Source organism: Shinella zoogloeoides (genome assembly GCF_033705735.1).
Lineage (GTDB): Bacteria > Pseudomonadota > Alphaproteobacteria > Rhizobiales > Rhizobiaceae > Shinella > Shinella zoogloeoides_A.
This window is the reverse complement of sequence record NZ_CP131130.1, coordinates 2,951,158-2,974,333: the sequence shown is the minus strand read 5'-3', so window position 1 is coordinate 2,974,333 and position 23,176 is coordinate 2,951,158. Positions and strand designations below refer to the sequence as shown.

Sequence of the window (23,176 nt, the reverse complement as noted above, 5' to 3'; positions counted from 1 at the left end):
TCGCCTTCCTCTAGACATGGTGGCTCGTATAGAGAGAGCTTTCTTCCGCATCCGGGTAAGCGCATGCTGCTTCGTTCCATGTCCGCCGAAAACTACCGGTCGCTCCGCTCGATCCGCATGGATCTTGGGCGGGTGAACCTGTTCGTCGGCGAGAGCGGGGCCGGCAAGTCGAACCTCTACCGCTCGCTGCAACTGGTGCAGGCCGCGGTGCGCGGCACCTTCGCCCATGAGATCGCGGCGGAGGGCGGCATGGCCTCGGCGCTGTGGACGGGCAGGCGGCGGGCGAACGAGCCGGTGCGCATCCGGCTGGAGACGGAACTGCTCGACGAGGACAGGGCAATCACCTTCCGCTACCGCGTCGAGGCGGGGCTGCGACCGCCGAAGGCGTCGGCGGGTTTCGCCTTCGAGCCGCAGGTGAAGGCCGAGGAGCTTTCCATCGAAACCGGCCGCCGGCCGGTGACGGTGATGAAGCGCGCGGGGCCGGGGATCATGGTCCGGGACGAGACCGGGCGCATGGTCGAGCATCCCGAGCAGGCGCTGACCTCGGAGACGGCGATCGCCCTTCTCGGCGATGCCGGGCACTATCCCGAGATCGGCACCTTCCGCCGCGCGGTGTCGCAATGGCGCTTCTTCCACGGCTTCCGCTCGGATCGCAGCTCGGCGCTGCGCCAGCCCTGCCTTGCCGTCACCGCGCCGCTGCTCGACGAGGACGGCGCCAACATGGCGGCGGTCTTCGCGACGCTCGTGTGGACGCGGGAGGATACGGTCGATCTCGACCGTGCCGTCGCGGAGGCCTTCGGCGGGGCGAAGCTTTCCGTGCCGGAGCCGGAGGAATTCGCATCCTTCGGGCTGGTCTTCCCCCAGTTTCCGCAGCGCGTCTTCCAGCCGCGCGAACTCTCCGACGGGCAGATCCGCTTCCTTTCGCTCGCCGCCGCGCTGCTCTCCTACCGCACGCCGCCGCTGATCGCGCTCAACGAGCCGGAGGCGAGCCTTCATCCCGACATGCTGCCGCCGCTTGCCGGCATGATCGCGCGGGCGGCGGAGACGAGCCAGATCTGGATCGTTACTCATTCCGAGCGGCTGGCGCAGGAGGTGGAGAGCCGTTGCGGGGTGCGGGCGAAGCGCGTCGTGCGCAACGACGGGGCTACCTGGATCGACGGCATGCGGCTTACCGGCGAAATGGACGAGGACGAATGAGCGACGCGGCGATCTTTGCGGTTCTCTTTGCGCACCGGCGGGGGCATCTTCGCGGGAAATGAGCAGCGATTCGACCAACCTCTTCGGGGAAAGGCTTTTTCCACGCACCGTGCCCGTCCTGGTGCCGGTGCCGACGGCCGTCGCCTATTCCTATACGGTGCCGGAGGGCATGGCGGTGGAGCCGGGGTCCATCGTGCAGGTGCCGCTCGGCCCGCGCCTCGTCGCCGGCGTCGTCTGGGATGGCGGGGATGACGGCAGGGTCGATCCGAAGAAGCTGCGGCCCATCGAGAAGGTCTTCGACTGCCCGCCGCTTTCCAGGGAGATGCGCGATTTCCTCGACTGGGTCTCTGCCTATACGGTGACGCCGCCGGGCCTCGTCGCCCGCATGGCGCTGCGCGCGCCGGCGGCCTTCGATCCGGAGCCGATGATCGAGGGCCTGCGCTTCACCGGCCATCGGCCGGAGCGTCTGACGAGCGCGCGCGAGCGCGTATTGGAAATGGTCGAGGACGGCATCCCGTGGACCCGGTCGGGCCTTGCCCATGCCTCCGGCACCTCGACGAGCGTCATCGACGGGCTGGTGAAGCAGGGCAGTTTCGAGACCGTCTTCCTGCCGCCGCCGCCGGTGGTGGCCGCGCCCGATCCCGATTATGTCGCGCCGCGGCTCGAAGGGCCGCAGACGGAGAGCGCGGCCGATCTGGTCGAGAGCGTGCGCAAGGGCGGCTTTTCCGTCTCGCTGATCGACGGCATCACCGGCTCGGGCAAGACGGAGGTCTATTTCGAGGCGATCGCCGAGACGCTGCGGCAGGGCCGGCAGGTGCTGATCCTGCTGCCGGAAATCGCGCTGACGGCGAGCTTCCTCGAACGCTTCCACGACCGCTTCGGGGCCAAGCCGGCGGAGTGGCATTCCGATCTCGCCCCGCGCATCCGCGAAAAGGTCTGGCGACAGGTGACGACGGGCGACGTGCGGGTGGTGGCCGGCGCGCGCTCGGCGCTGTTCCTGCCTTTCGAGAATCTCGGCCTCGTCATCGTCGACGAGGAGCACGATCCGGCCTACAAGCAGGAAGACCGCGTCTTCTACAATGCCCGCGACATGGCGGTGGTGCGGGCGCGCATCGGCGATTTCCCGGCCGTGCTCGTCTCGGCGACGCCCTCGGTGGAAAGCCGGGTCAACAGCGAGGTCGGGCGCTATCGCAAGCTACACCTGCCGACGCGCTACGGCGACGCGGCGCTGCCGGACCTGCACCTCATCGACATGCGCCGCCATCCGCCGGCGCGCGGCGGCTTCCTCTCGCCGGTCCTCCTGCGCGGCATCGCCCGCACCATCGAGAAGGAGGAGCAGGCGCTGCTCTTCCTCAACCGGCGCGGCTATGCGCCGCTGACGCTCTGCCGGGTCTGCGGCCATCGCTTCCAGTGCCCGCAATGTTCGAGCTGGCTGGTCGAGCACCGGTTCCGTGGGCAGATCCAGTGCCACCATTGCGGCTATGCCGAGCGCACGCCCGAGGCCTGCCCGGAATGCGGCACCTTCGATCATCTGGCGGCCTGCGGGCCGGGGGTGGAGCGCATCGCGGAGGAGGTGGAGCGGCATTTTCCGGAGGCGCGGACCATCGTGCTCTCCTCCGACCTCATGGGCGTCAAGCGCCTCAGGCTGGAGCTGGAGGCCATCGCGCGGGGCGAGGCGGATATCGTCATCGGCACGCAGCTCGTCGCCAAGGGGCACAATTTCCCGATGATGTCGCTGGTCGGGGTGGTGGATGCCGATCTCGGCCTTTCTAACGGCGATCCGCGCGCGGCGGAGCGGACGTTCCAGCTTCTTTCGCAGGTGACGGGTCGCGCCGGGCGTTCGGGCCTCAAGAGCCACGGCCTCATCCAGACCTACCAGCCGGCCCATCCCGTCATGCAGGCGATCGTTTCGGGCGATGCACAGGCCTTCTACGACCGCGAGATCGGCGAGCGGGAAAAGGCGCTGCTGCCGCCCTTTGGGCGGCTCGCCTCGGTCATCGTCTCGGCCGACAGCCGCGGCGAGGCGGAAGCGCATGCGCGAGGGCTGCGGCAGGCCGCGCCGCATGTCGACGGCATCTCGATCCTCGGCCCGGCGGAGGCGCCGCTGGCGCTGGTGCGGGGCCGCCATCGGTTCCGCCTGCTCGTCCATGGCCGGCGGGGCAGCGACATGCAGACCTTCCTGCGCGCCATGCTGGCGAACGGGCCCAAGGAGCGCGCCTCGCTCCAGGTCCAGCTCGATATCGACCCGCAGAGCTTCCTGTGAGGCGCAAGGTTAACAAAGAGTTGTGCGAATTGGCCCCGTGCGCTTCTGCGCGCCGGGCGCCTGTGCGATAGAAGGCCGCAGCAACCGACGGGAGAGACGCCAGATGGAATTCTACATCCCCACCGAGACCGGCGAGCTCCTGGCGTTTCTGGCGGCCATCGTCACGGGGCTTTTCGGCCTCTTCGTGCTCTTCGCGCCCGGCATGGCGCTCAAGTTCGCCGGGCTCCAGCCGAAGGAGGGCAGCCGCGAGGCTTATGCCTTCGCCCGTTCGGCCGGCGGCTTTCATGCGGGGCTTGCAATCGTGGCGCTGATGATGGCGCAGAGCTGGATCTACATGGCCATCGGTGGCGGTTTCGCGCTGGCCGCCTTCGGTCGCATCCTCTCCCTGATGTCGGACCGTTCCTTCTCGCTGAAGAACCTTCTCGCGCTCCTCGTGCAGGCGGTGCTCGCTGCCCTGCCGCTCGGCTATGCCTTCGGCTTCATCTGACCGGAAAACCGGGCCGCGAAGGCCAGCCGGCGTGTAAATAGACCACGCGCAGTCAACTTTTGCCCCGACTGTGGCCGACTTATGGCGCATTCCTGCGTCCGGCGTGTTGCGAGTCCCGGTTTCGTATGCTAGACGAACCGCGAAATTCAGAAAAAGCGGGCGCCCGAGCCTGTGGGAACTGAAGATTACCGCAACGATTTCAGATGGTTAGGACCGTAGCTTCGCTACTGCCCAGCGCTCTGGATGATAAGAAGAGAAGCTTGTGCCCGTGGCAGACACATCCCAGCTTGTTTCCGGTGTTGCAGAAAGATACGCGTCTTCGCTTTTCGACCTCGCTCAGGAAGCCGGTTCGGCTGACAGTGTCGGTGCCGATCTCGCCCGTTTCCAGGCGTTGATCGACGAAAGCGACGACCTGAAGCGGCTGATCGCCAGCCCTGTCTTCTCCGCCGAAGATCAGACCAAGGCCATTGCCGCCGTCGCCGCCAAGGCCGGCATTACGGGTCTCGTGGCAAACTTCCTCAAGGTGGTTGCGTCCAATCGTCGCCTTTTCGCCGTTCCCGGCATGATCAAGGCGTACCGCGTCATCGCGGCCCGCGCCCGCGGCGAAATCACGGCCGACGTCACCTCGGCCCATGCGCTGACCGCAGCGCAGGAAAACGAATTGAAGGCGGCGCTGAAAGGCGTCACCGGCAAAGACGTGGCGGTTGCCGTCACCGTGGATCCGTCCATTCTCGGTGGTCTGATCGTCAAGGTGGGATCGCGCCAGATCGACACGTCCCTTCGCACCAAACTCTCTACTCTTAAGCTTGCACTGAAAGAGGTCGGCTGATGGATATCCGCGCCGCGGAAATTTCCGCAATTCTCAAAGATCAGATCAAAAACTTCGGCAAAGAGGCGGAAGTCTCGGAAGTCGGCCAGGTGCTTTCCGTCGGTGACGGTATCGCCCGCGTTTACGGCCTCGACAATGTCCAGGCCGGTGAAATGGTGGAGTTCCCCGGCGGCATCCGCGGCATGGCGCTGAACCTGGAAAGCGACAACGTCGGTGTCGTTATCTTCGGTTCGGACCGTGACATCAAGGAAGGCGACACCGTCAAGCGTACGGGCGCTATCGTTGACGTGCCGGTCGGTCCGGAACTGCTCGGCCGCGTCGTCGACGCGCTCGGCAACCCGATCGACGGCAAGGGCCCGATCAATGCCAAGCAGCGCGCACGCGTCGACGTCAAGGCTCCGGGCATCATCCCGCGCAAGTCGGTTCATGAGCCGATGTCGACCGGCCTCAAGGCCATCGACGCCCTGATCCCGGTCGGCCGCGGCCAGCGCGAGCTCGTCATCGGCGACCGCCAGACCGGCAAGACCGCCATCATTCTGGACACGATCCTGAACCAGAAGGCCATCCACGACAACGGCCCGGACGGCGACAAGCTGTACTGCGTCTACGTCGCTATCGGCCAGAAGCGTTCGACCGTCGCCCAGTTCGTGAAGGTTCTCGAAGAGCGCGGCGCTCTCCAGTACTCGATCATCGTTGCTGCCACCGCGTCCGACCCGGCGCCGATGCAGTATCTCGCACCGTTCGCCGGCTGCGCGATGGGCGAATACTTCCGTGACAACGGCAAGCACGCCCTCATCGGCTATGACGACCTTTCCAAGCAGGCCGTTTCCTACCGCCAGATGTCGCTGCTGCTGCGCCGCCCGCCGGGCCGTGAAGCTTACCCGGGCGACGTCTTCTACCTGCATTCGCGTCTCCTCGAGCGCGCTGCAAAGCTCAACGACGACATGGGCGCTGGCTCGCTGACGGCTCTGCCGGTCATCGAAACCCAGGGTAACGACGTTTCGGCGTTCATCCCGACCAACGTGATCTCGATCACCGACGGCCAGATCTTCCTTGAAACGGACCTGTTCTACCAGGGTATCCGCCCGGCCGTTAACGTCGGTCTGTCGGTTTCCCGCGTGGGCTCGTCCGCACAGATCAAGGCGATGAAGCAGGTTGCCGGCTCGATCAAGGGCGAGCTTGCCCAGTATCGCGAAATGGCAGCCTTCGCCCAGTTCGGCTCGGACCTCGACGCCGCGACGCAGCGCCTGCTCAACCGCGGTGCACGCCTGACCGAACTCCTGAAGCAGCCGCAGTTCTCGCCGCTGAAGACGGAAGAGCAGGTCGTCGTGATCTTCGCCGGCGTCAACGGCTACCTCGACAAGCTTCCGGTCGCACAGGTCGGCAAGTTCGAGCAGGGCCTGCTCGGCTACATGCGTTCCGAGGGCAAGGCTATCCTCGACACGATCCGCACGGACAAGGCCATCAGCGACGACACGAAGGGCAAGCTCAAGGCTGCTCTCGACGCCTTCGCCAAGACCTTCGGCTGAGCTGACGGTTCTAGCCCTGCGCGCTCACCGGCGCGCAGGCGCCCCGAACTTTGGATTTGACGCATGATCCCTCCGGATCGTGTTACAGGACGGAAAACGGATGCCTTCACTTAAGGATCTGAAAAACCGGATCGCCTCCGTCAAGGCGACGCAGAAGATCACCAAGGCGATGAAAATGGTCGCCGCGGCGAAGCTTCGGCGTGCCCAGGAAGCGGCCGAGGCCGCCCGGCCCTATTCGCAGCGCATGAGCGCCGTTCTCGCCAATATCGCCCAGGCTGTCGGCCAGGACGATTCGGCGCCGCGCCTGATGACCGGCACGGGCAAGGACGATGTCCACCTGCTCGTCGTCTGCACGGCCGAACGCGGCCTGTGCGGTGGCTTCAACTCGCAGATCGCGCGTCTGGCGCGTGACCATACCCGCAAGCTTCTGGCGAGCGGCAAGACGGTCAAGATCATCTGCGTGGGCAAGAAGGGCTTCGATATCCTGCGTCGCGAATTCGCTTCGCTGATCATCGACCGCGTCGACCTTCGCGAAGTCAAGCGCATTGGCTTCACCAATGCCGACGAGATCGGCCGCAAGGTCATCGGTCTCTTCGAGCAGGGCGAATTCGACGTCTGCACGCTGTTCTATTCCGAGTTCAAGTCGGTTATCGCGCAGATCCCGACCGCGCTCCAGCTCATCCCGGCCTCCGCTCCGGCGGCAGCTGCCGAGACGACCGGCGCAACGGCGATCTACGACTACGAGCCGGACGCCGGCGCGATCCTCGGCGACCTCATCCCGCGCAACATTTCGGTGCAGATCTTCCGGGCGCTGCTCGAGAACGTCGCCGGCGAAATGGGCGCCAAGATGAGCGCCATGGACAACGCGACCCGCAATGCTGGTGAGATGATCAACAAGCTGACGCTCAACTACAACCGTCAGCGCCAGGCTCAGATCACCAAGGAACTCATCGAAATCATCTCGGGCGCCGAAGCGCTCTAAGGACCAGGACAAAGAGGGTAAGAGATATGGCTAAGGCAGCTACCCCGAAGGACACCGCAGCGGCGAAGAAGCCGGCTGCGAGCAAGACGGTAACGGCGGCGGCTCCGGCCGCAGCGGCAACCAAGGCTTCGGCCACTGCCGCCAAGGCAAAGGCACCGGCCGCGAAGGCTGCTGCGACCAAGGCTTCGGCTCCGGTCGCAGCCGGCGCAACCGGCCGCGTTACCCAGGTTATCGGCGCCGTCGTTGACGTCGCCTTCGACGGCGCTCTGCCGCTCATCCTGAACGCGCTGGAAACTGACAACAACGGCAACCGCCTCGTTCTCGAAGTCGCCCAGCATCTCGGTGAAAACACCGTCCGCACGATCGCCATGGACTCGACCGAAGGTCTCGTTCGCGGCCAGCCGGTCACCGACACGGGCGCTCCGATCTCCGTTCCGGTCGGCGACGAGACCCTCGGCCGCATCATGAACGTCATCGGCGAGCCGGTCGATGAAGCCGGTCCGCTCGTCACCAAGGCCAAGCGCGCCATCCACCAGGACGCTCCGGCCTATGTCGAGCAGTCGACGGAAGCGCAGATCCTCGTCACCGGCATCAAGGTCGTCGACCTTCTCGCTCCCTACGCAAAGGGCGGCAAGATCGGCCTCTTCGGCGGCGCAGGCGTCGGCAAGACCGTTCTCATCATGGAACTGATCAACAACGTCGCCAAGGCGCACGGTGGTTACTCGGTGTTCGCAGGCGTGGGTGAACGTACCCGCGAAGGCAACGACCTTTACCACGAAATGATCGAATCGGGCGTGAACAAGCACGGCGGCGGCGAAGGCTCCAAGGCCGCCCTCGTTTACGGCCAGATGAACGAACCGCCGGGCGCCCGCGCTCGCGTCGCCCTGACGGGTCTGACGATCGCTGAAGACTTCCGCGACAAGGGTCAGGACGTTCTGTTCTTCGTCGACAACATCTTCCGCTTCACGCAGGCAGGTTCGGAAGTGTCGGCTCTGCTCGGCCGTATCCCGTCGGCCGTGGGCTATCAGCCGACGCTCGCCACGGACATGGGCCAGATGCAGGAACGCATCACCACCACGACCAAGGGTTCGATCACCTCGGTTCAGGCCATCTACGTTCCCGCCGACGACTTGACCGACCCCGCGCCGGCAACCTCGTTCGCCCACCTCGACGCCACGACCGTTCTGTCGCGCTCGATCGCCGAAAAGGGCATCTACCCGGCCGTTGACCCGCTCGACTCCACGTCGCGCATGCTCGACCCGATGGTTGTCGGTGAAGAGCACTACGAAGTCGCCCGTAAGGTCCAGACGACCCTGCAGCGCTACAAGGCTCTCCAGGACATCATCGCGATCCTGGGCATGGACGAACTGTCGGAAGACGACAAGCTGGCCGTTGCCCGCGCCCGCAAGATCGAGCGCTTCCTGTCCCAGCCGTTCTTCGTCGCCGAAGTCTTCACCGGTTCGCCGGGCAAGCTCGTCGCTCTCGAAGACACGATCAAGGGCTTCAAGGGCCTCGTCAACGGCGAGTACGACCATCTTCCGGAAGCTGCCTTCTACATGGTCGGCTCCATGGAAGAAGCCATCGAGAAGGCCAAGAAGCTGGCTGCCGAAGCTGCTTGATGATTGTCGGGCGCCCGCACCGGGCGCCCTTCTCTTCCCGGCCGTATGAAATCAGAAGAAGTGAATGGTCATGGCTGACAGTTTCAACTTTGAACTCGTTTCCCCCGAGCGCCTGCTGGTTTCCGGCAGCGTCAGCGAAGTCGTCATCCCGGCGACCGAGGGCGAGATGACCGTCATGGCCAACCATGCGCCGACCATGACGACGATCAAGCCGGGCATCGTCACCGTGAAGACGGCCGACGGCAAGAAGGACCGCTACGTGGTCTTCGGCGGTTTCGCCGATATCATTCCGACCGGCTGCACGCTGCTCGCCGAATCGGCGGTCCATGTCGACGAATTCAACAACGACGACATCACGCGTCGTATCGAGGCTGTCCGCAAGGAGCTCGACCACGTGAAGACGGACGACCAGAAGTTCGGCATCGAGACCTATCTCGCCGAGCTGACGACGCTCCAGGGCATCGTGATGCCGGTCTGATGCCGGTCGCATGAAACACATCGAACCCGCTCCGGCGGGTTTTTTGTTGCCTTGCTTCGGGCGGAAGGACTCCTTTACCTTTCCGCGAGAATGGCTCACCCTTCATTCTGACAACCGCAGCGCGATTTCCTGTTTCTTTACGGGACGAGAGGAGATTGGCGCGAGATGCGGTCGCCGCGATGGCGGCTGGATGTCAGGATGGAATGGATGAGCAGCAAGATCGTACCCGTCATCATGGCCGGCGGAAAAGGCACCCGCCTCTGGCCCCTGTCGCGCGCTTCGGCGCCCAAGCAGTTCCTCGAATTCCTCGGGGAAACGACGCTCTTCCAGAAGTCGCTGGCGCGGGTTTCCGACAAGGCGCTTTACGAGCCGCCGGTCATTGTCACCAACAGCGATTTCCGTTTCCTTGTCGCCGAGCAGGCGCGGGCGGTCGACATGGCGCTGACCTCCATCCTTCTTGAGCCAGTGGCACGCAACACAGCGCCCGCGCTTGCCGCCGCCGCGACGCTGATCGCCCGTGTCCATGGCAGTGACGCGATCATGCAGGTGCTCGCCTCCGACCATGAGATCGACGCCGATGCGACCTATTTCGACTGCATCGCCAAGGCGGCGGCCGCTGCCCGCACCGGGCGCCTCGTGACCTTCGGCATCACGCCCAAGGAGCCGGCGACCGGCTACGGCTATATCGAGATCGGCGAGGAAATCGGCAACGGCGCCCATGCGGTGCGCCGCTTCGTCGAGAAGCCGGACCACGACAACGCCGCCGCCATGCTGGCGACGGGCGGCTATTTGTGGAATTCCGGCATGTTCATGCTGCCGGTCGGCCATTTCCTGCGCGAGTTGCAGCAATATGCCCCCGAGGTGCTGAACGCGGCGAGCGAAGCGGTCGCCAAGGCGCAGCACGACCTCGATTTCGAGCGGCTGGACGCCGAGGCCTTCGCCCGCGCGCCGGATATTTCCGTCGACTACGCCATCTTCGAGAAGACGCCGATTGCCGCCGTCGTGCCTTCGCCGATTTCCTGGTCCGATCTCGGCAGTTGGGATTCCGTGTGGAAGACCGGCCAGCGGGACGAAGCGGGCAATGTCGCTGACGGCAGCACGACGGTTCTCGACACGCGCAATTCGCTGGTGATCTCTCGCGATATCCATGTTGCCGTGCAGGGGCTGGAAAATGTCGCGGTCGTCGCCAGCGAGGATGCCGTCTATGTCGGGCGGCTGGAGGACAGCCAGAATGTCGGCAGGCTGGTGAAGCATCTCGCGGCGCTGCCGAAGACGGCCAAGCTGACGGAGACGCATCCGACCTCCTACCGCCCCTGGGGCGGCTATACGTCGGTGCTGAACGGCGAGCGCTTCCAGGTCAAGCGCCTGTTCGTGACGCCCGGCAAGCGGCTGTCGCTGCAGAAGCATCATCACCGCTCGGAGCACTGGATCGTCGTGCGCGGCACCGCCGAGGTGACGATCGGCGACAGGACGATCCCGCTGCGCGAGAACGAGTCGGTCTATATTCCGCAGGGCGAGATGCACCGGCTCGCCAATCCGGGCAAGATCCTGCTGGAGCTCATCGAGGTCCAGACCGGCTCCTATCTCGGCGAGGATGATATCATCCGCATCGAGGACGAGTTCGGCCGCGGCTAGAGAAGCGTCTCGCCGTCGGGCGTGACCTTCAGGGCCGTCAGGCGGCCGGTGGCGTAGCAGGTCGTGTCGATGCAGATGCGGCCCGGGCGGAAGACCGGCTCGGGACCGGCCGTGTGGCCGTGGATGACGGTGACGGGCAGGCCCGGTCCGTCGCTGAGGAAGGGCTCGCGGATCCACATCATGTCGTGGTCTTCCTGCTGGCGCAGCGGCACGCCGGGCAGGATGCCCGCATGCACGAAGAGGCGGTCGCCGCAGCGGGCGGCGATCGGCAGGCCTTGCAGGAAGGCGATATGGCGGGCGGGCATGCGTGCCCGAAGGTCCGAGCCAAGAGCCTCCAGGCCGCCGGGGCGGTCGAGATAGCCGGACGGTTCCAGCCCGTAGGAGCGCAGCGTCGCATCGCCGCCGAAATCGAGCCAGCGCTGATGTCGCGGCGGATCGGCGATGAATTTCAGGAACGTGTCGTCATGGTTGCCGCAGAGCGCGATGCGCTCGATGCCGTCGCCATGGCGTTCCGCGGCGAGATGCTCGATCACGGCGCTTGAGGCCGGGCCGCGGTCGACATAATCGCCGAGATAGACGATCAGCGGCTGGGCGCCCGGATGGCCGGCCGCATCCTCCCGGATGCGCGCCTCCAGCGCCAGCAGCGCGGCATGGCAGCCGTGCACGTCGCCGATGGCGTAGATGAGCGGCCGGTCGGCGGCAAGGGTGAGGCGCTGGCGGCGGGAGGAGGAGGCGGATGCGGTCATGGTGCGTGTCATAGCCGCCGAGACGGGGCGCGGTCCAGAGCCGTTGCGGCGCTGGGCAGGGGCGGCCCGCGCTTCACTTCGCCCTCTTGACATCCGCCGCGTTGAGGCCGACTTCACGGGGGAGAAGACGCGAAGGAGACGAGCCATGAGCGAGGCAGCCCGCACGACGATCGACCAGGCGGAAGTCGACCGCTTTTCCGCCATGGCCGCCGAGTGGTGGGACCCGACCGGAAAGTTCCGGCCGCTGCACAAGTTCAATCCCGTTCGCCTTACCTATGTCCGCGATCTCGTCTCCGCCCAGTTCGGCCGCGATCCGCGGTCCCATCGCCCGCTCGAAGGTCTGCGCATCCTCGATATCGGCTGCGGCGGGGGCCTGCTATCCGAGCCGATGGCGCGCATGGGGGCGGATGTGCTCGGCGCGGATGCGTCGGAAAAGAATATCGGCATTGCCAAGGCCCATGCGGCCGGCAGCGGCGTTCCGGTCGATTACCGCGCGGTGACGGCCGAGGCGCTGGCGGAAGCGGGCGAGACCTTCGACGTCGTGCTCAACATGGAAGTGGTCGAACACGTCTCCGACGTCGATTTCTTCCTCGGCACCTGCGCCTCCATGGTGCGGCCCGGCGGCATGATGTTCGTCGCCACGATCAACCGCACGCTGAAGGCGGCGGCGCTGGCTATCTTCGCGGCGGAGAATGTGCTGCGCTGGCTGCCGCGCGGCACCCATCAATACGAGAAGCTGGTGCGGCCGGAAGAGATCGAAAAGCCGCTCACGGCATCCGGCCTGACGGTGACGGACCGTACGGGCGTGTTCTTCAATCCGCTGCTCAACCAGTGGAACCTCTCGAAGGACATGGACGTGAACTACATGCTGGTCGCGCGCCGCGCGTCCGCCTGATCTTCGCTTTCGGGGCGATGCGGCGTCAGTTCGTGTCGTCGGGCAGGACGGGCAGGGGGGCGACTTCGACGCCTTCCTCGAGAAGGTCGCGTACCTCGTCCGCGGTCGCCCGGCCGACCAGGCCGCGCTGCTCGGTCTCGCCGTAGTGGATCTTGCGGGCTTCCTCGGGAAAGCGGTCGCCGACATCCTCGGAATTCGCGCGGATGGTCGAGACGATCTCGCGCAGCTTCGCCATCATCTCGCGCTGGCCGGTCTGCACCGCCAGTTCCTGACGCTGCTGCTTCTTGCGGGCGGTCGAGACGGATGGCGCCATCAGCCGCTTGGAAACGTGGGTCGAGCCGCAGGTCGGGCAGGAGACGAGCACCATCTTCTGCTGGCGGTCGAAATCGTCCGCCGAGCCGAACCAGCCTTCGAAGGCGTGGCCGTTGTCGCAGGAGAGTTCGTAGCGGATCAAGCGGCAACGCCTCCCTTCGCGGGCGCGCCGGGCTCTTCGCCCGTCACTTCCAGGCTGAAGCTGCGCCCGTTGCGCAGGTTGGGGATCTTGTCGCGGGCGGCCTTCACGGCGGCGGTGTCGACCTCAGCCAGCACCACAGCCTCGCCCGTACCGCCGGCAGAGGCGAGCACGCGGCCCCAGGGATCGACGATCATCGAATGGCCGAAGGTCTCGCGGCCGTCCTCGTGCACGCCCGCCTGTGCGGCCGCGACGATATAGACGCCGTTCTCGATGGCGCGGGCGCGCAGCAGCGTTTCCCAATGCGCCTCGCCTGTCTGGCGGGTGAAGGCGGCGGGAACAGAGATGATCTGCGCGCCGGCCTGCGCCTCGGCCTTGAAGAGTTCGGGGAAGCGTACATCGTAGCAGATGGCGAAGCCCAGCCGCCCGAAGGGAAGGTCGGCAAGGCGCGCGACCGCGCCCGGCGAATAGACCGCGCTCTCGCGCCAGCTCTCGCCATTGTCGAGGTCGACGTCGAACATGTGGATCTTGTCGTAGGTGCAGATGCGCGCGCCGTCCGGGCCGAAGAGGAAGCCGCGATTGGCGACCTTGCCGTCGGCAAGCGCGATGGCGGTGGAGCCGACATGGACATGAATGGCAAGCTCGGCCGCAAGCGCTGCGGCGGCGGCGACCACGGGATCGTCCTCCTCCTGCCGCAGGATGGCCTTGAGGCCTGCGCGATCTCTTTGCAGGGCGCCGGTCATTTCCGGCGTCTGGACATAGGCGGCGCCCTTGGCTGCCGCCTCGCGCACGAGCCGCCGCATCGTCTCCACGTTGCGGACCGGATCGGTCCCGGAGCACATCTGGACGGCAGCGATCGTGACGGTCATGGGCGGTCTCCTCAGGCGGCGAGCAGGGCGTCGAGTTCGCCGGCGCGCTCCAGCGCATGCAGGTCGTCGCAGCCGCCGACATGGCGATCGTTGATGAAGATCTGCGGGAAGGTGCTGCGGCCGGCGCGCTGGATCATCTCCTGGCGAAGCTCGGGCGCGTGGGTGGCGTCATGCTCCTCATAGGCCACGCCCTTCGTCTCGAGGAGTTTTTTCGCGGCGCTGCAATAGCCGCAGAACTGACGCGTGTAGATGACGACCGAAGCCATGCGTTCCTGCTCCAATGCTTGAAAAACCTGCCTTTCATATAGGTCCGGGAAGCGCCCTTGCAAAGGTCAAAACGGTCACGTCGCTGACGCCGGCCCGTTTCAGGCTGCGCGTCACGGCGGCGACGGTGGCCCCTGTCGTATAGACATCGTCGACAAGGACGACGCGGCGGCCGAACAGGGCTTCCCGGCCGGCGGTCGTGATGGCGAAGGCGCCGCGCACGTTCTCCTCGCGGGCGCGCGGGCCAAGGCCCACCTGCCGGCGCGTGCGCTTCGTGCGGCGGAGCGCGTCGACAAGCACGGGCTTGCCGGCAAGCCTTCCGATGGCGCGGGCAAGCTCGGCCGCCTGGTTGAACTTGCGCCAGATGAGGCGGGAGCGGTGCAGCGGCACGGGCAGGATGACATCCGCGGCCTGCACGCTGCCGTCGCCCGCGCGCAGCATCCATCCCGCCATCATGGGCGCGAGATCGGTGCGGTCGCGGTATTTCAGCGACTGGACGAGGATGCGGGCAAGGTCGTCATAAAGCGCGACGGAGCGCAGTCGGTCGAAGGGCGGCGGATTGGCGATCGCGTCGGCGCTGAGGATGCCGGGGCCGAGATCGTGCGAGAAGGGCGTGCCGAGCACGTCGCAATAGGGCCGCTCGATCAGCGCCAGCTTCGACCAGCAATGCGGGCACAGGCTCGCCTTGCTGCCGAGGAGCACGCCGCAGCCCGCGCAGGCTGGCGGATAGACGATGTCGAGCGCGGCGCCGGCAAGGGCGAGAAACCGGCGGGCGGCAGCCTGCCGGAAGGGGACTGCCGGCAATGGATCCGCCTCGATTTCGCCCATGCGGTTGACAATAGTCGCAGTTCGCGGCCAAAGCGAAGGAAATCCGAACGGGACTTCTCTCATGGAAACGCTCTTCGACCACGCCCTCATCGATGCCAACCGCCTGCGGGCGCTGCGCGGCGAGCCGGCGGACTTCCTCCTCAACGTGGTGGCGCGGGAGCTTGCCGAACGGCTCAGCGTCATCGATCGCCGCTTCGAGCGCGCCGTCGAGCTGCACGGTCATACGGGGGCGGCGGCGCGGGCCATCGTCGAGACCGGCAAGGTGGATGCGCTGGAGCGCGTGGAGAGCGACCGGCGCTTTGCCGGGCAAGGGGAGGCGGTCGTCGTCTCGCCGCTCGAGACGGTGCCTCTGGAGCCGCAGTCGGTCAACCTCATCGTCTCGCCGCTTTCCCTGCATCTCACCAACGATACGCCCGGCGTCTTCGTGCAGATCCGCCGTGCGCTGAAGCCCGACGGGCTGTTCCTCGCGGCCATTCCGGGCAGCGGCACGCTGCAGGAGCTGCGCGAGGTGTTGCTTGCCGCCGAGAGCGAGATCGCGGGCGGGGCGAGCCCGCGGGTCATTCCCTTCCCGGATGTGCGCGATGTCGGCGCGCTGCTCCAGCGCGGCGGCTTCGCCCTGCCGGTGACGGACAAGGAGAGCTATACGGTCCGCTACGATTCGATCTTCCCGCTGATGAAGGACCTGCGCGCCATGGGCATGGCCAATCCGCTCACCGGCCGCAGCCGGCGGCCGCTGACGCGGGGCATCCTGCTTCGGGCGGCGGAGCTCTATGCGGAACGGTTTTCCGATCCGGACGGGCGCATCCGGGCGACATTCTCGATCATCTATGTCTCGGGCTGGGCGCCGCATGAAAGTCAGCAGAAGCCGCTGAAACCCGGCTCGGCGAAGATGCGCCTTGCCGATGCGCTCAAGCAGGGTGGACAGGAATAGCCGTCAGTTCGGCGACTTGATCTTGTCGTTGAGCGTCATGAAGGTGTTGTTCAGGCTGTCGCTGAACGCCGTCAGGCCCGCGAGCAGGCCAACGGAGATGAGGGCTGCGAGAAGGCCGTATTCCACGGCGGTCGCCCCTTTTTCGTCGGAGAGGAACGATCGTACTAGTCCTGCAATCATTCCACCTCTCCCGTGTGCCACGCGGCACGTGACTTTCGCGCGCGGTTCAGCAGCCGCTGCCCGCTCCCGGGCCGTCGACGATGCAGACGGCGCCCGGCATTTCCTGCAGCACGCTGCGGCGGACCGTGTAGCGCTTGCCGGTTTCCGCGGGCTGGACGGAGCCCGTGGAGATCATGTCGAACTCGTCCGGCACGTTCGCCATTATGCGTTTGTCGGTCTTGGCCGACAGGACCGGGGTGAGGACCAGTGCAAGGGCGATCACCGCCGTACCGAACAACAGGGCAAGGTTCAGCGCACCGGTCCGGGTGTCGCCGGCCGGGGTGAAATCCTTCTCCTGAACGGCTTTCCAGAAGTCTTCGTCACGCATCACAGGGTCTCGTAAGCATTCATTGCAACGTTTAGGCCCAATCTTTGAACGAGGGTGCTAAATGATTGCTTAACGCAGACCGGAAAATGCGAGGTTATTCCCTGCCTCGAGGCTCAGAGCAGGTCCATCAGGAAGGGGATGAGCGGCTCGTCGGCCGGCGGCATCGGATAATCGCGCAGCGCCTTCGGCCGCACCCACTTGATCGCCTGCCCCTCGCGGCCTCGTGCGGTGCCCTCGAAGCGCCGGCAGACATAGAGCGGCATCAGGAGGTGGAAGTCGTCATAGGTGTGGCTGGCGAAGGTCAACGGCGCGAGGCACGGGATCTTCGTGGCGATGCCGAGTTCCTCGTCCAGCTCGCGGATCAGCGTCTCCTCCGGCGTCTCGCCGGGCTCGACCTTGCCGCCGGGAAATTCCCACAGGCCGGCGAGCTGCTTGCCCTCGGGGCGCTGGGCAAGAAGGATGCGGCCGTCGGCATCGACCAGCGCGCAGGCGGCGACGAGGAGGATGCGGCGCTGTTTTGCGTTGGTCTCGGTCATGCCGCGTGCGGTCCCCGGTAGCTGTATTCGTAGACGTCCCGGAAGCCGGCGCGGCGGTAGAGCGCAAGCGCGGCCGCGTTGTCCGCCTCGACCTGCACCCAGGCGTGGCGGGCGCCCTTGAGCTTGGCCCAGCGCAGGCTGGCATGCAGGATCGCCGTGCCGAGGCCCCGGCCGCGTCGCTCTTGTGCAACGCCGAGCTGGAGGATGCCGGCAAGGTCGTTGTCCTGCACGGCGATGGTCACGGCGGTCGGGCCGAAATCGGGCTCCTCGAAGATGAAGAGGCCGGCCTCCGGCTTGATGGCGTTGATGATCTCGGTAAGACCCGGCTTGAGGCCGGGATCGTCGCCGGCGACGCGGATGCGCGCATCGACGAAGCGGCCGACGTCGCGGCTCGGCAGGTGGTCGAGGCCTTCGTCGCGCAAGAGGTCCGCAAGATCCACCATCATGACGATGGTCCGGCCGACATTCGCCCAGCCGGCCTCGTCCATGAAGGCGACGAGCTTTTCGGGGGTAAGGGGCGTCTGGCGTACCAGCAGCGGGCGGCCGTAATCGGCAAAGCGCTTGGCCGCCTTTTCGAGGCGGATATCGATGTCGCGCGTGTCGGAGGGATCGAGCGGATTGACGGAGTTCAGCCGGCGCGAGGGATGGCCCGCCGTCAGCCGGCAGAGCCAGCTTCCGTCATACTGCACGCTGGCCGCGGGCCAAGCGCGGAAGCCGACGGCTTCCAGCCGCCGGACTTTCGGGAGATCGCTCATCGTCGTCTTCTGTCCGGAAGGGGTCACGTTCCGGGCCTCCATTCTGGCGCAGTTCCGCTGCGCGCTTTTTCCGGAACTGCCTAGCTACGGTAATCGCCGTTGATCTCGACATATTCCTTGGTGAGGTCGCAGGTCCAGACCGTCGCCCGGCCTTGGCCGAGGCCGATCTCGACGCGCACCGGAATATCCTCGCGCTTCATGACGGCGGTGGCGGCCGCTTCGGAATAGGACGGGTCGCGCTCGCCGTCGACGGCGACGCGCACGTCGCCGAACCAGATGGCGAGGCGGTCGCGGTCGGCCATCTCGCCGGACTTGCCGACGGCCATGACGATGCGGCCCCAGTTGGCGTCCTCGCCGGCGACGGCGGTCTTGACCAGCGGGGAATTGGCGATGGAAAGCGCGATGCGCTTGGCCGCCTCGTCGCTCTCGGCGCCTTCCACGGTGATCTCCACCATCTTGCGCGCGCCTTCGCCGTCGCGGACGACCTGAAGGGCAAGGTCGCGCAGGAGATCGCCCAGGGCGGCGCGGAAGGCATCGAGGGATGCATTGTCGGCCGTGACCGGCTTCTGGCCGTCGGCGGCGGCAGCGCCGGTGGCGAACAGCATCAGCGTGTCGGAGGTAGAGGTGTCGCTGTCGACGGTGACGGAATTGAAGGTCGGGCCGACGCCGGCCGACAGCAGCGATTGCAGCACGCCGGCGGGAATGTCGGCATCGGTGACGACGAAGGAGAGCATCGTCGCCATGTCGGGTGCGATCATGCCGGCGCCCTTGGCGATGCCGTTGATGCGGACGGTGACGCCGCCGAGCTCGGCGGTGCGCGTCGCCACCTTCGGATAGGTATCCGTCGTCATGATCGCCTTGGCGGCCTCGAACCAGAAATCCTCCGTGCCGGCGGCGGCGAGGCCGTCGAGCACGCCGGAGAATTTTGTGGCGTCGAGCGGTTCGCCGATCACGCCGGTCGAGGCGAGGAAGACCTCACCCTCGCCGCAGCCGACGGCTTTGGCCGCGGCCTCGGCGGTCAGCTTCGTTGATTCGCGGCCCTTGCGGCCGGTGAAGGCGTTGGCATTGCCGGAATTGACCACCACGGCGCGGGCGACGCCGCCCGGAAGGTTGGCGCGGCAGAAATCGACCGGGGCCGAAGGGCACTTGGAGCGGGTGAAGACGCCCGCGACGGCGGCGGGACGGTCGAAGACCATCATCAGCACGTCGGTCCTGTTCCTGTACTTGATCCCGGCGGCGGCGGTCGCCATGCGCACGCCGCGCACCGGCGGCATTTCGGCATAGGTTTTCGGGGCGAGCGGGGAGATGGAACCGGACATGGCGCTTTCCTGAAGGGTGGAGGCCCGGCTTGCGCCGGGCCATGGTCGTCTTACTGTTGGCCTTCGGTCGCGGGGGCGGCGTCTTCCGCGCCTTCCGCTTCCTGCTTGTTGACCGCGTCATAGGCGGTCTTCAGGGCGGCGTCCGTGATGTCGATCGGCGCTGCGGCCTTGGCCTTTTCGAGCAGTTCCAGATACTTGTCGCGCATGACGAGCTGGCGGACCTGCGGCTCGACCTGGTCGAGCGCCGGGGGCTGCTGCTTGCGCTTGTCCTCGACCTTGATGACGTGATAGCCGAACTGCGTCTTCACCGGCTCCTTGGAATAGGCGCCCTTTTCCAGCGCGAAGGCGGCCGCTTCGAATTCCGGCACCATGCGGCCCTTGGCGAAATAGCCGAGGTCGCCGCCTTCCGACTTGTTCGGGTCGGTCGACTTCTCCTTGGCGATCTCCACGAAGTCCTTGCCGGCGTCGAGGTCCTTGATGATGGCCTTGGCCTCTTCCTCGGTCTTGACGAGGATATGGCGGGCGCGGATCTCATCCTGCGGCTCGATGGCGGCGATTTCCTTCTCGTAGCGCGCCTTGACTTCTTCCGGCGTGACGGCGTCGACGACGTGCTTCTTGAAGTAGGCGTTGTGCAGCTCGCGATCCGTCAGGAAGGCGAGGCGCTGCTTGAAGTCGGCGGTGTCCTGGAGGCCTTCCTTGTCGGCGTCTGCGGCGAGCAGCTTGACGTCGATGATCGAGGAGAGGGCGGCGACGCGCTTCTGGTCGTCCGGCAGGTTGGCGAGCTGCGGATCGAGGCCGGCCATGCCGAGCTTCAGCTCCGATTCGTGGATCTCGACCGCGCCGACCTTGGCGACGACCGGATCGGCTGCCGCATCCTGCGCACGGGCGATGCCGCCGGCGGCGACGATCGCGACAAGAGCGACCGTTGCGAGCTTGCTGTACTTGAACATATCGAAAAGACCTTTCACATCCTCGCCGGAATCGGGCCGATATCCGGTGCCAGACGGCTCAACAGCACCAGAATGTGGCCGTTGTGCAACCGCCTGAGCCGTTGACATCATTCGACCCCCCTCTTATCTGTCACGCAATCCCGCGTCCAGAACAGTTTCCGGGCGTTTCACGGCTTTGCGCGCAATTATCGTGCGACCTGTCACGCGCCGGGCGCCCACAAAGAAAGGACCATCCTGATGGTCAGCCTCGGCGGCATCGCCCGCAAGTTGTTCGGCTCTTCCAACGATCGCCGTGTCCGTTCCTATAAATCCCGCGTCGACGCGATCAACGCGCTCGAGCCCGAGATCAAGGCGCTCTCCGACGAGGCGCTCCGCGCCAAGACCGTGGAATTCCGCGAACAACTGGCCGCCGGCAAGACGCTGGACGATATCCTGGTGCCGGCCTTCGCGGTCGCCCGCGAGGCGGCCTTGCGCGTCCTCGGCCTTCGTCCCTTCGACGTGCAGCTCATCGGCGGCATGATCCTTCACGAGAAGTCGATCGCCGAAATGAAGACCGGTGAAGGCAAGACGCTCGTCGCCACGCTTCCCGTCTATCTCAACGCGCTCGCCGGCAAGGGCGTGCATGTCGTGACGGTCAACGACTACCTCGCCACCCGCGACAGCGCCCAGATGGGCAGGATCTACGGCTTCCTCGGTCTTTCGACCGGCGTCATCGTGCACGGCCTCGACGACGACCAGCGCCGCGCGGCCTATGCCTCGGACATCACCTACGCGACGAACAACGAGCTCGGCTTCGACTATCTGCGCGACAACATGAAGTACGAGCGCGGCCAGATGGTCCAGCGCGGCCACTTCTTCGCCATCGTCGACGAAGTGGACTCGATCCTCGTCGACGAGGCGCGCACGCCGCTGATCATTTCCGGTCCGCTCGACGACCGCTCCGACCTCTACACGACCATCGACGCCTTCATCCCCATGCTGGAAGAGGCGGACTACGAGATCGACGAGAAGCAGCGCTCGGCCAACTTCTCGGAAGTCGGTACGGAGAAGCTGGAAAACCTCTTGCGCGAGGCCGGGCTGCTCAAGGGCGAATCGCTCTACGACGTCGAGAACGTCGCCATCGTCCACCACATCAACAACGCGCTGAAGGCCCACAAGCTCTTCACCCGCGACAAGGACTACATCGTCCGCAACGACGAGATCGTCATCATCGACGAATTCACCGGCCGCATGATGCCGGGCCGCCGCTATTCGGAAGGCCAGCATCAGGCGCTCGAGGCCAAGGAAAAGGTCACGATCCAGCCGGAAAACCAGACGCTGGCCTCGATCACCTTCCAGAACTATTTCCGCATGTACGACAAGCTCGGCGGCATGACGGGCACGGCCTCCACGGAAGCCGAGGAATTCGGCAACATCTACGGCCTCGAGGTCGTGGAAGTGCCGACCAACCTGCCGATCCAGCGCCTTGACGAGGACGACGAGGTCTACCGGACGGCGGAAGAGAAGTACAAGGCGATCATCGAGGAGATCAAGGCGTCCCGCGAGAAGGGCCAGCCGGTCCTCGTCGGCACGACGTCCATCGAGAAGTCCGAGCTTCTGGCCGAACTCCTCAAGAAGTCGGGCTTCAAGGACTTCCAGGTTCTCAACGCCCGCTACCACGAGCAGGAAGCCTATATCGTCTCGCAGGCGGGCGTACCGGGCGCGGTCACCATCGCCACCAACATGGCCGGCCGCGGCACCGACATCCAGCTCGGCGGCAATGTCGACATGCGGCTGGAGCGTGAGCTCGCCGAGATGGAGCCGGGCGCCGAGCGGGATGCGAAGCGCGATGGGATCATCGCCGAGGTCAAGCAGCTCAAGGAGAAGGCGCTTGCCGCCGGCGGCCTCTACGTTCTCGCTACCGAGCGCCACGAAAGCCGCCGCATCGACAACCAGCTTCGCGGCCGTTCGGGCCGTCAGGGCGACCCGGGCCGCTCGAAATTCTTCCTGTCGCTGCAGGACGACCTGATGCGCATCTTCGGCTCCGAGCGCATGGACTCCATGCTCCAGAAGCTCGGTCTCAAGGAAGGCGAGGCCATCGTCCATCCGTGGATCAACAAGGCGCTGGAGCGCGCGCAGAAGAAGGTCGAAGCCCGCAACTTCGATATCCGCAAGAACCTCCTGAAATATGACGACGTGCTCAACGACCAGCGCAAGGTCATCTTCGAGCAGCGCATCGAGCTGATGGACAGCGAGAACCTGTCGGAGATCGTTTCGGACATGCGCCACGAGGTCGTCGAGAACCTCGTGCGCCTGCACATCCCGGAAAACGCCTATGCCGAACAGTGGGACGGCCCCGGCCTCAAGCAGGGCGTCGCCGAGCAGCTGAACCTCGACCTGCCCATCGAGGCGTGGGTCGCCGAGGAAGGCATCGACGAGAAGGACATCCTGGAGCGCCTGCGCGCCGCCGCCGACGGCGCTGCCGCCGACCGCGCCGAGCGCTTCGGCCCGGAAATCATGGCCTATGTCGAGCGCTCCGTGCTGCTCCAGACGCTGGACCACCTGTGGCGCGAGCATATCGTCAACCTCGATCACCTGCGTTCCGTCATCGGTTTCCGCGGCTATGCCCAGCGCGACCCGCTGCAGGAATACAAGGCCGAGGCCTTCGAGCTCTTCCAGGCGCTTCTGGCGAACCTTCGCCAGACCGTCACGGCGCAGCTCATGCGCGTCGAGCTGGTGCGCCAGGCCGCCGATGCGCCCGCGCCGGTGCCGCCGTCCATGGAAGGCCATCACATCGACGGCACGACCGGCGAGGACGATTTCGGCGAGGGCGGCAACCTGATGGCCGACGCGGTCGATCCGGAAGACCGCGATCCGAACGATCCGTCGACCTGGGGCCGCGTCGCGCGCAACGAGCCGTGCCCCTGCGGTTCGGGCAAGAAATACAAGCATTGCCACGGCGCCTTCGAGCAGGCGTGACGATCCGAAAATGCCGCCTCCGGGCGGCATTTTCTTTCGGGGGATGGAGGGCGCCGCCCAACCCTTTGTTAACCCTGATCTGACAAGACTGGCTTCATCAGTTTTGCG

23 protein-coding genes are annotated in these 23,176 nt (G+C 65.9%); 12 read left to right on the top strand and 11 right to left on the bottom strand.

Annotated features, from left to right (window positions below; translation table 11 throughout):
- The first annotated feature begins 63 nt into the window (after positions 1-63).
- The 9 genes from ShzoTeo12_RS14770 to ShzoTeo12_RS14730 all read left to right on the top strand — a co-directional run bounded on the left by ShzoTeo12_RS14770 (position 64) and on the right by ShzoTeo12_RS14730 (position 11,019).
- Positions 64-1,197, top strand: coding sequence for an AAA family ATPase (locus ShzoTeo12_RS14770; RefSeq protein WP_318910163.1), 1,134 nt, complete (start codon positions 64-66; stop codon positions 1,195-1,197).
- Between the two features lie 58 nt (positions 1,198-1,255).
- Positions 1,256-3,460 (top strand): primosomal protein N', encoded by a 2,205-nt coding sequence (locus ShzoTeo12_RS14765; protein ID WP_318910162.1) that lies wholly within the window; start codon positions 1,256-1,258, stop codon positions 3,458-3,460.
- A gap of 103 nt (positions 3,461-3,563) precedes the next feature.
- Positions 3,564-3,947, top strand: a complete 384-nt coding sequence (locus ShzoTeo12_RS14760) for a DUF4345 domain-containing protein (RefSeq protein ID WP_119258978.1) — start codon at positions 3,564-3,566, stop codon at positions 3,945-3,947.
- 262 nt (positions 3,948-4,209) lie between these two features.
- Positions 4,210-4,776, top strand: coding sequence for a F0F1 ATP synthase subunit delta (locus ShzoTeo12_RS14755; protein ID WP_119258977.1), 567 nt, complete (start codon positions 4,210-4,212; stop codon positions 4,774-4,776).
- Positions 4,776-6,305, top strand: a complete 1,530-nt coding sequence (gene atpA / locus ShzoTeo12_RS14750; protein ID WP_119258976.1) for a F0F1 ATP synthase subunit alpha — start codon at positions 4,776-4,778, stop codon at positions 6,303-6,305. The genes ShzoTeo12_RS14755 and atpA overlap by 1 nt, the downstream gene beginning before the upstream one ends.
- 100 nt (positions 6,306-6,405) lie before the next feature.
- Positions 6,406-7,287, top strand: coding sequence for a F0F1 ATP synthase subunit gamma (locus ShzoTeo12_RS14745; RefSeq protein WP_318910161.1), 882 nt, complete (start codon positions 6,406-6,408; stop codon positions 7,285-7,287).
- 26 nt (positions 7,288-7,313) lie between these two features.
- Positions 7,314-8,906, top strand: a complete 1,593-nt coding sequence (gene atpD / locus ShzoTeo12_RS14740; RefSeq protein WP_318910160.1) for a F0F1 ATP synthase subunit beta — start codon at positions 7,314-7,316, stop codon at positions 8,904-8,906.
- A 70-nt stretch (positions 8,907-8,976) separates the two neighbouring features.
- Positions 8,977-9,384, top strand: a complete 408-nt coding sequence (locus tag ShzoTeo12_RS14735; RefSeq protein WP_119259045.1) for a F0F1 ATP synthase subunit epsilon — start codon at positions 8,977-8,979, stop codon at positions 9,382-9,384.
- A gap of 207 nt (positions 9,385-9,591) precedes the next feature.
- A complete protein-coding gene (locus ShzoTeo12_RS14730; RefSeq protein WP_318910159.1) occupies positions 9,592-11,019 on the top strand; it encodes a mannose-1-phosphate guanylyltransferase/mannose-6-phosphate isomerase in 1,428 nt (475 codons plus the stop codon).
- Here ShzoTeo12_RS14730 and ShzoTeo12_RS14725 read toward each other — a convergent pair.
- Positions 11,016-11,765 (bottom strand): metallophosphoesterase family protein, encoded by a 750-nt coding sequence (locus tag ShzoTeo12_RS14725; RefSeq protein ID WP_318910158.1) that lies wholly within the window; start codon positions 11,763-11,765, stop codon positions 11,016-11,018. The two genes, ShzoTeo12_RS14730 and ShzoTeo12_RS14725, sit on opposite strands and share 4 nt — an antisense overlap.
- A gap of 145 nt (positions 11,766-11,910) precedes the next feature.
- Here ShzoTeo12_RS14725 and ubiG point away from each other — a divergent pair, with 145 nt between their 5' ends.
- The gene (ubiG, locus tag ShzoTeo12_RS14720) at positions 11,911-12,660 is read left to right on the top strand and encodes a bifunctional 2-polyprenyl-6-hydroxyphenol methylase/3-demethylubiquinol 3-O-methyltransferase UbiG (protein ID WP_119258972.1); all 750 of its coding nucleotides are present in this window, start codon (positions 11,911-11,913) and stop codon (positions 12,658-12,660) included.
- Positions 12,661-12,685: 25 nt separating this feature from the next.
- On the opposite strand, the gene ShzoTeo12_RS14715 is transcribed toward ubiG, so the two are convergent.
- From ShzoTeo12_RS14715 to ShzoTeo12_RS14700, 4 genes are read right to left on the bottom strand one after another with little or no spacing between them, the layout of a single operon-like run.
- Complete coding sequence (locus tag ShzoTeo12_RS14715) at positions 12,686-13,114, bottom strand: DUF1178 family protein (protein ID WP_318910157.1); 429 nt, start codon at positions 13,112-13,114, stop codon at positions 12,686-12,688.
- Positions 13,111-13,980, bottom strand: a complete 870-nt coding sequence (locus ShzoTeo12_RS14710; protein WP_318910156.1) for a carbon-nitrogen hydrolase family protein — start codon at positions 13,978-13,980, stop codon at positions 13,111-13,113. Before ShzoTeo12_RS14710 ends, ShzoTeo12_RS14715 begins: the two co-directional genes overlap by 4 nt.
- 11 nt (positions 13,981-13,991) lie before the next feature.
- Positions 13,992-14,246, bottom strand: coding sequence for a glutaredoxin 3 (gene grxC / locus ShzoTeo12_RS14705; RefSeq protein WP_119259043.1), 255 nt, complete (start codon positions 14,244-14,246; stop codon positions 13,992-13,994).
- Positions 14,247-14,280: 34 nt separating this feature from the next.
- Positions 14,281-15,072 carry a ComF family protein gene (locus ShzoTeo12_RS14700; protein ID WP_318910155.1) on the bottom strand — a complete coding sequence of 264 codons (792 nt, stop codon included), beginning with the start codon at positions 15,070-15,072 and terminating at the stop codon, positions 14,281-14,283.
- A gap of 61 nt (positions 15,073-15,133) precedes the next feature.
- Here ShzoTeo12_RS14700 and ShzoTeo12_RS14695 point away from each other — a divergent pair, with 61 nt between their 5' ends.
- On the top strand, positions 15,134-16,003 hold the full coding sequence (locus tag ShzoTeo12_RS14695; RefSeq protein WP_119258968.1) for a methyltransferase domain-containing protein: 870 nt from the start codon (positions 15,134-15,136) through the stop codon (positions 16,001-16,003).
- A 3-nt stretch (positions 16,004-16,006) separates the two neighbouring features.
- Here ShzoTeo12_RS14695 and ShzoTeo12_RS14690 read toward each other — a convergent pair whose 3' ends face one another.
- From ShzoTeo12_RS14690 to ShzoTeo12_RS14665, 6 genes are all read right to left on the bottom strand, one after another.
- The gene (locus ShzoTeo12_RS14690; protein WP_119258967.1) at positions 16,007-16,183 is read right to left on the bottom strand and encodes a Flp family type IVb pilin; all 177 of its coding nucleotides are present in this window, start codon (positions 16,181-16,183) and stop codon (positions 16,007-16,009) included.
- A gap of 46 nt (positions 16,184-16,229) precedes the next feature.
- Positions 16,230-16,550: a hypothetical protein gene (locus tag ShzoTeo12_RS14685; protein ID WP_119258966.1), complete on the bottom strand. Its 321-nt coding sequence runs from the start codon at positions 16,548-16,550 to the stop codon at positions 16,230-16,232.
- A gap of 113 nt (positions 16,551-16,663) precedes the next feature.
- Complete coding sequence (locus tag ShzoTeo12_RS14680) at positions 16,664-17,086, bottom strand: (deoxy)nucleoside triphosphate pyrophosphohydrolase (RefSeq protein WP_318910154.1); 423 nt, start codon at positions 17,084-17,086, stop codon at positions 16,664-16,666.
- On the bottom strand, positions 17,083-17,841 hold the full coding sequence (locus tag ShzoTeo12_RS14675) for a GNAT family N-acetyltransferase (protein WP_318910153.1): 759 nt from the start codon (positions 17,839-17,841) through the stop codon (positions 17,083-17,085). Before ShzoTeo12_RS14675 ends, ShzoTeo12_RS14680 begins: the two co-directional genes overlap by 4 nt.
- A gap of 80 nt (positions 17,842-17,921) precedes the next feature.
- Complete coding sequence (gene argJ / locus ShzoTeo12_RS14670; protein ID WP_318910152.1) at positions 17,922-19,160, bottom strand: bifunctional glutamate N-acetyltransferase/amino-acid acetyltransferase ArgJ; 1,239 nt, start codon at positions 19,158-19,160, stop codon at positions 17,922-17,924.
- 50 nt (positions 19,161-19,210) lie between these two features.
- Positions 19,211-20,110 (bottom strand): peptidylprolyl isomerase, encoded by a 900-nt coding sequence (locus ShzoTeo12_RS14665; RefSeq protein WP_119258963.1) that lies wholly within the window; start codon positions 20,108-20,110, stop codon positions 19,211-19,213.
- Between the two features lie 237 nt (positions 20,111-20,347).
- On the opposite strand from ShzoTeo12_RS14665, the gene secA reads away from it, so the two are divergent.
- Positions 20,348-23,068 (top strand): preprotein translocase subunit SecA, encoded by a 2,721-nt coding sequence (secA, locus tag ShzoTeo12_RS14660; protein ID WP_318910151.1) that lies wholly within the window; start codon positions 20,348-20,350, stop codon positions 23,066-23,068.
- Positions 23,069-23,176: the final 108 nt, after the last annotated feature.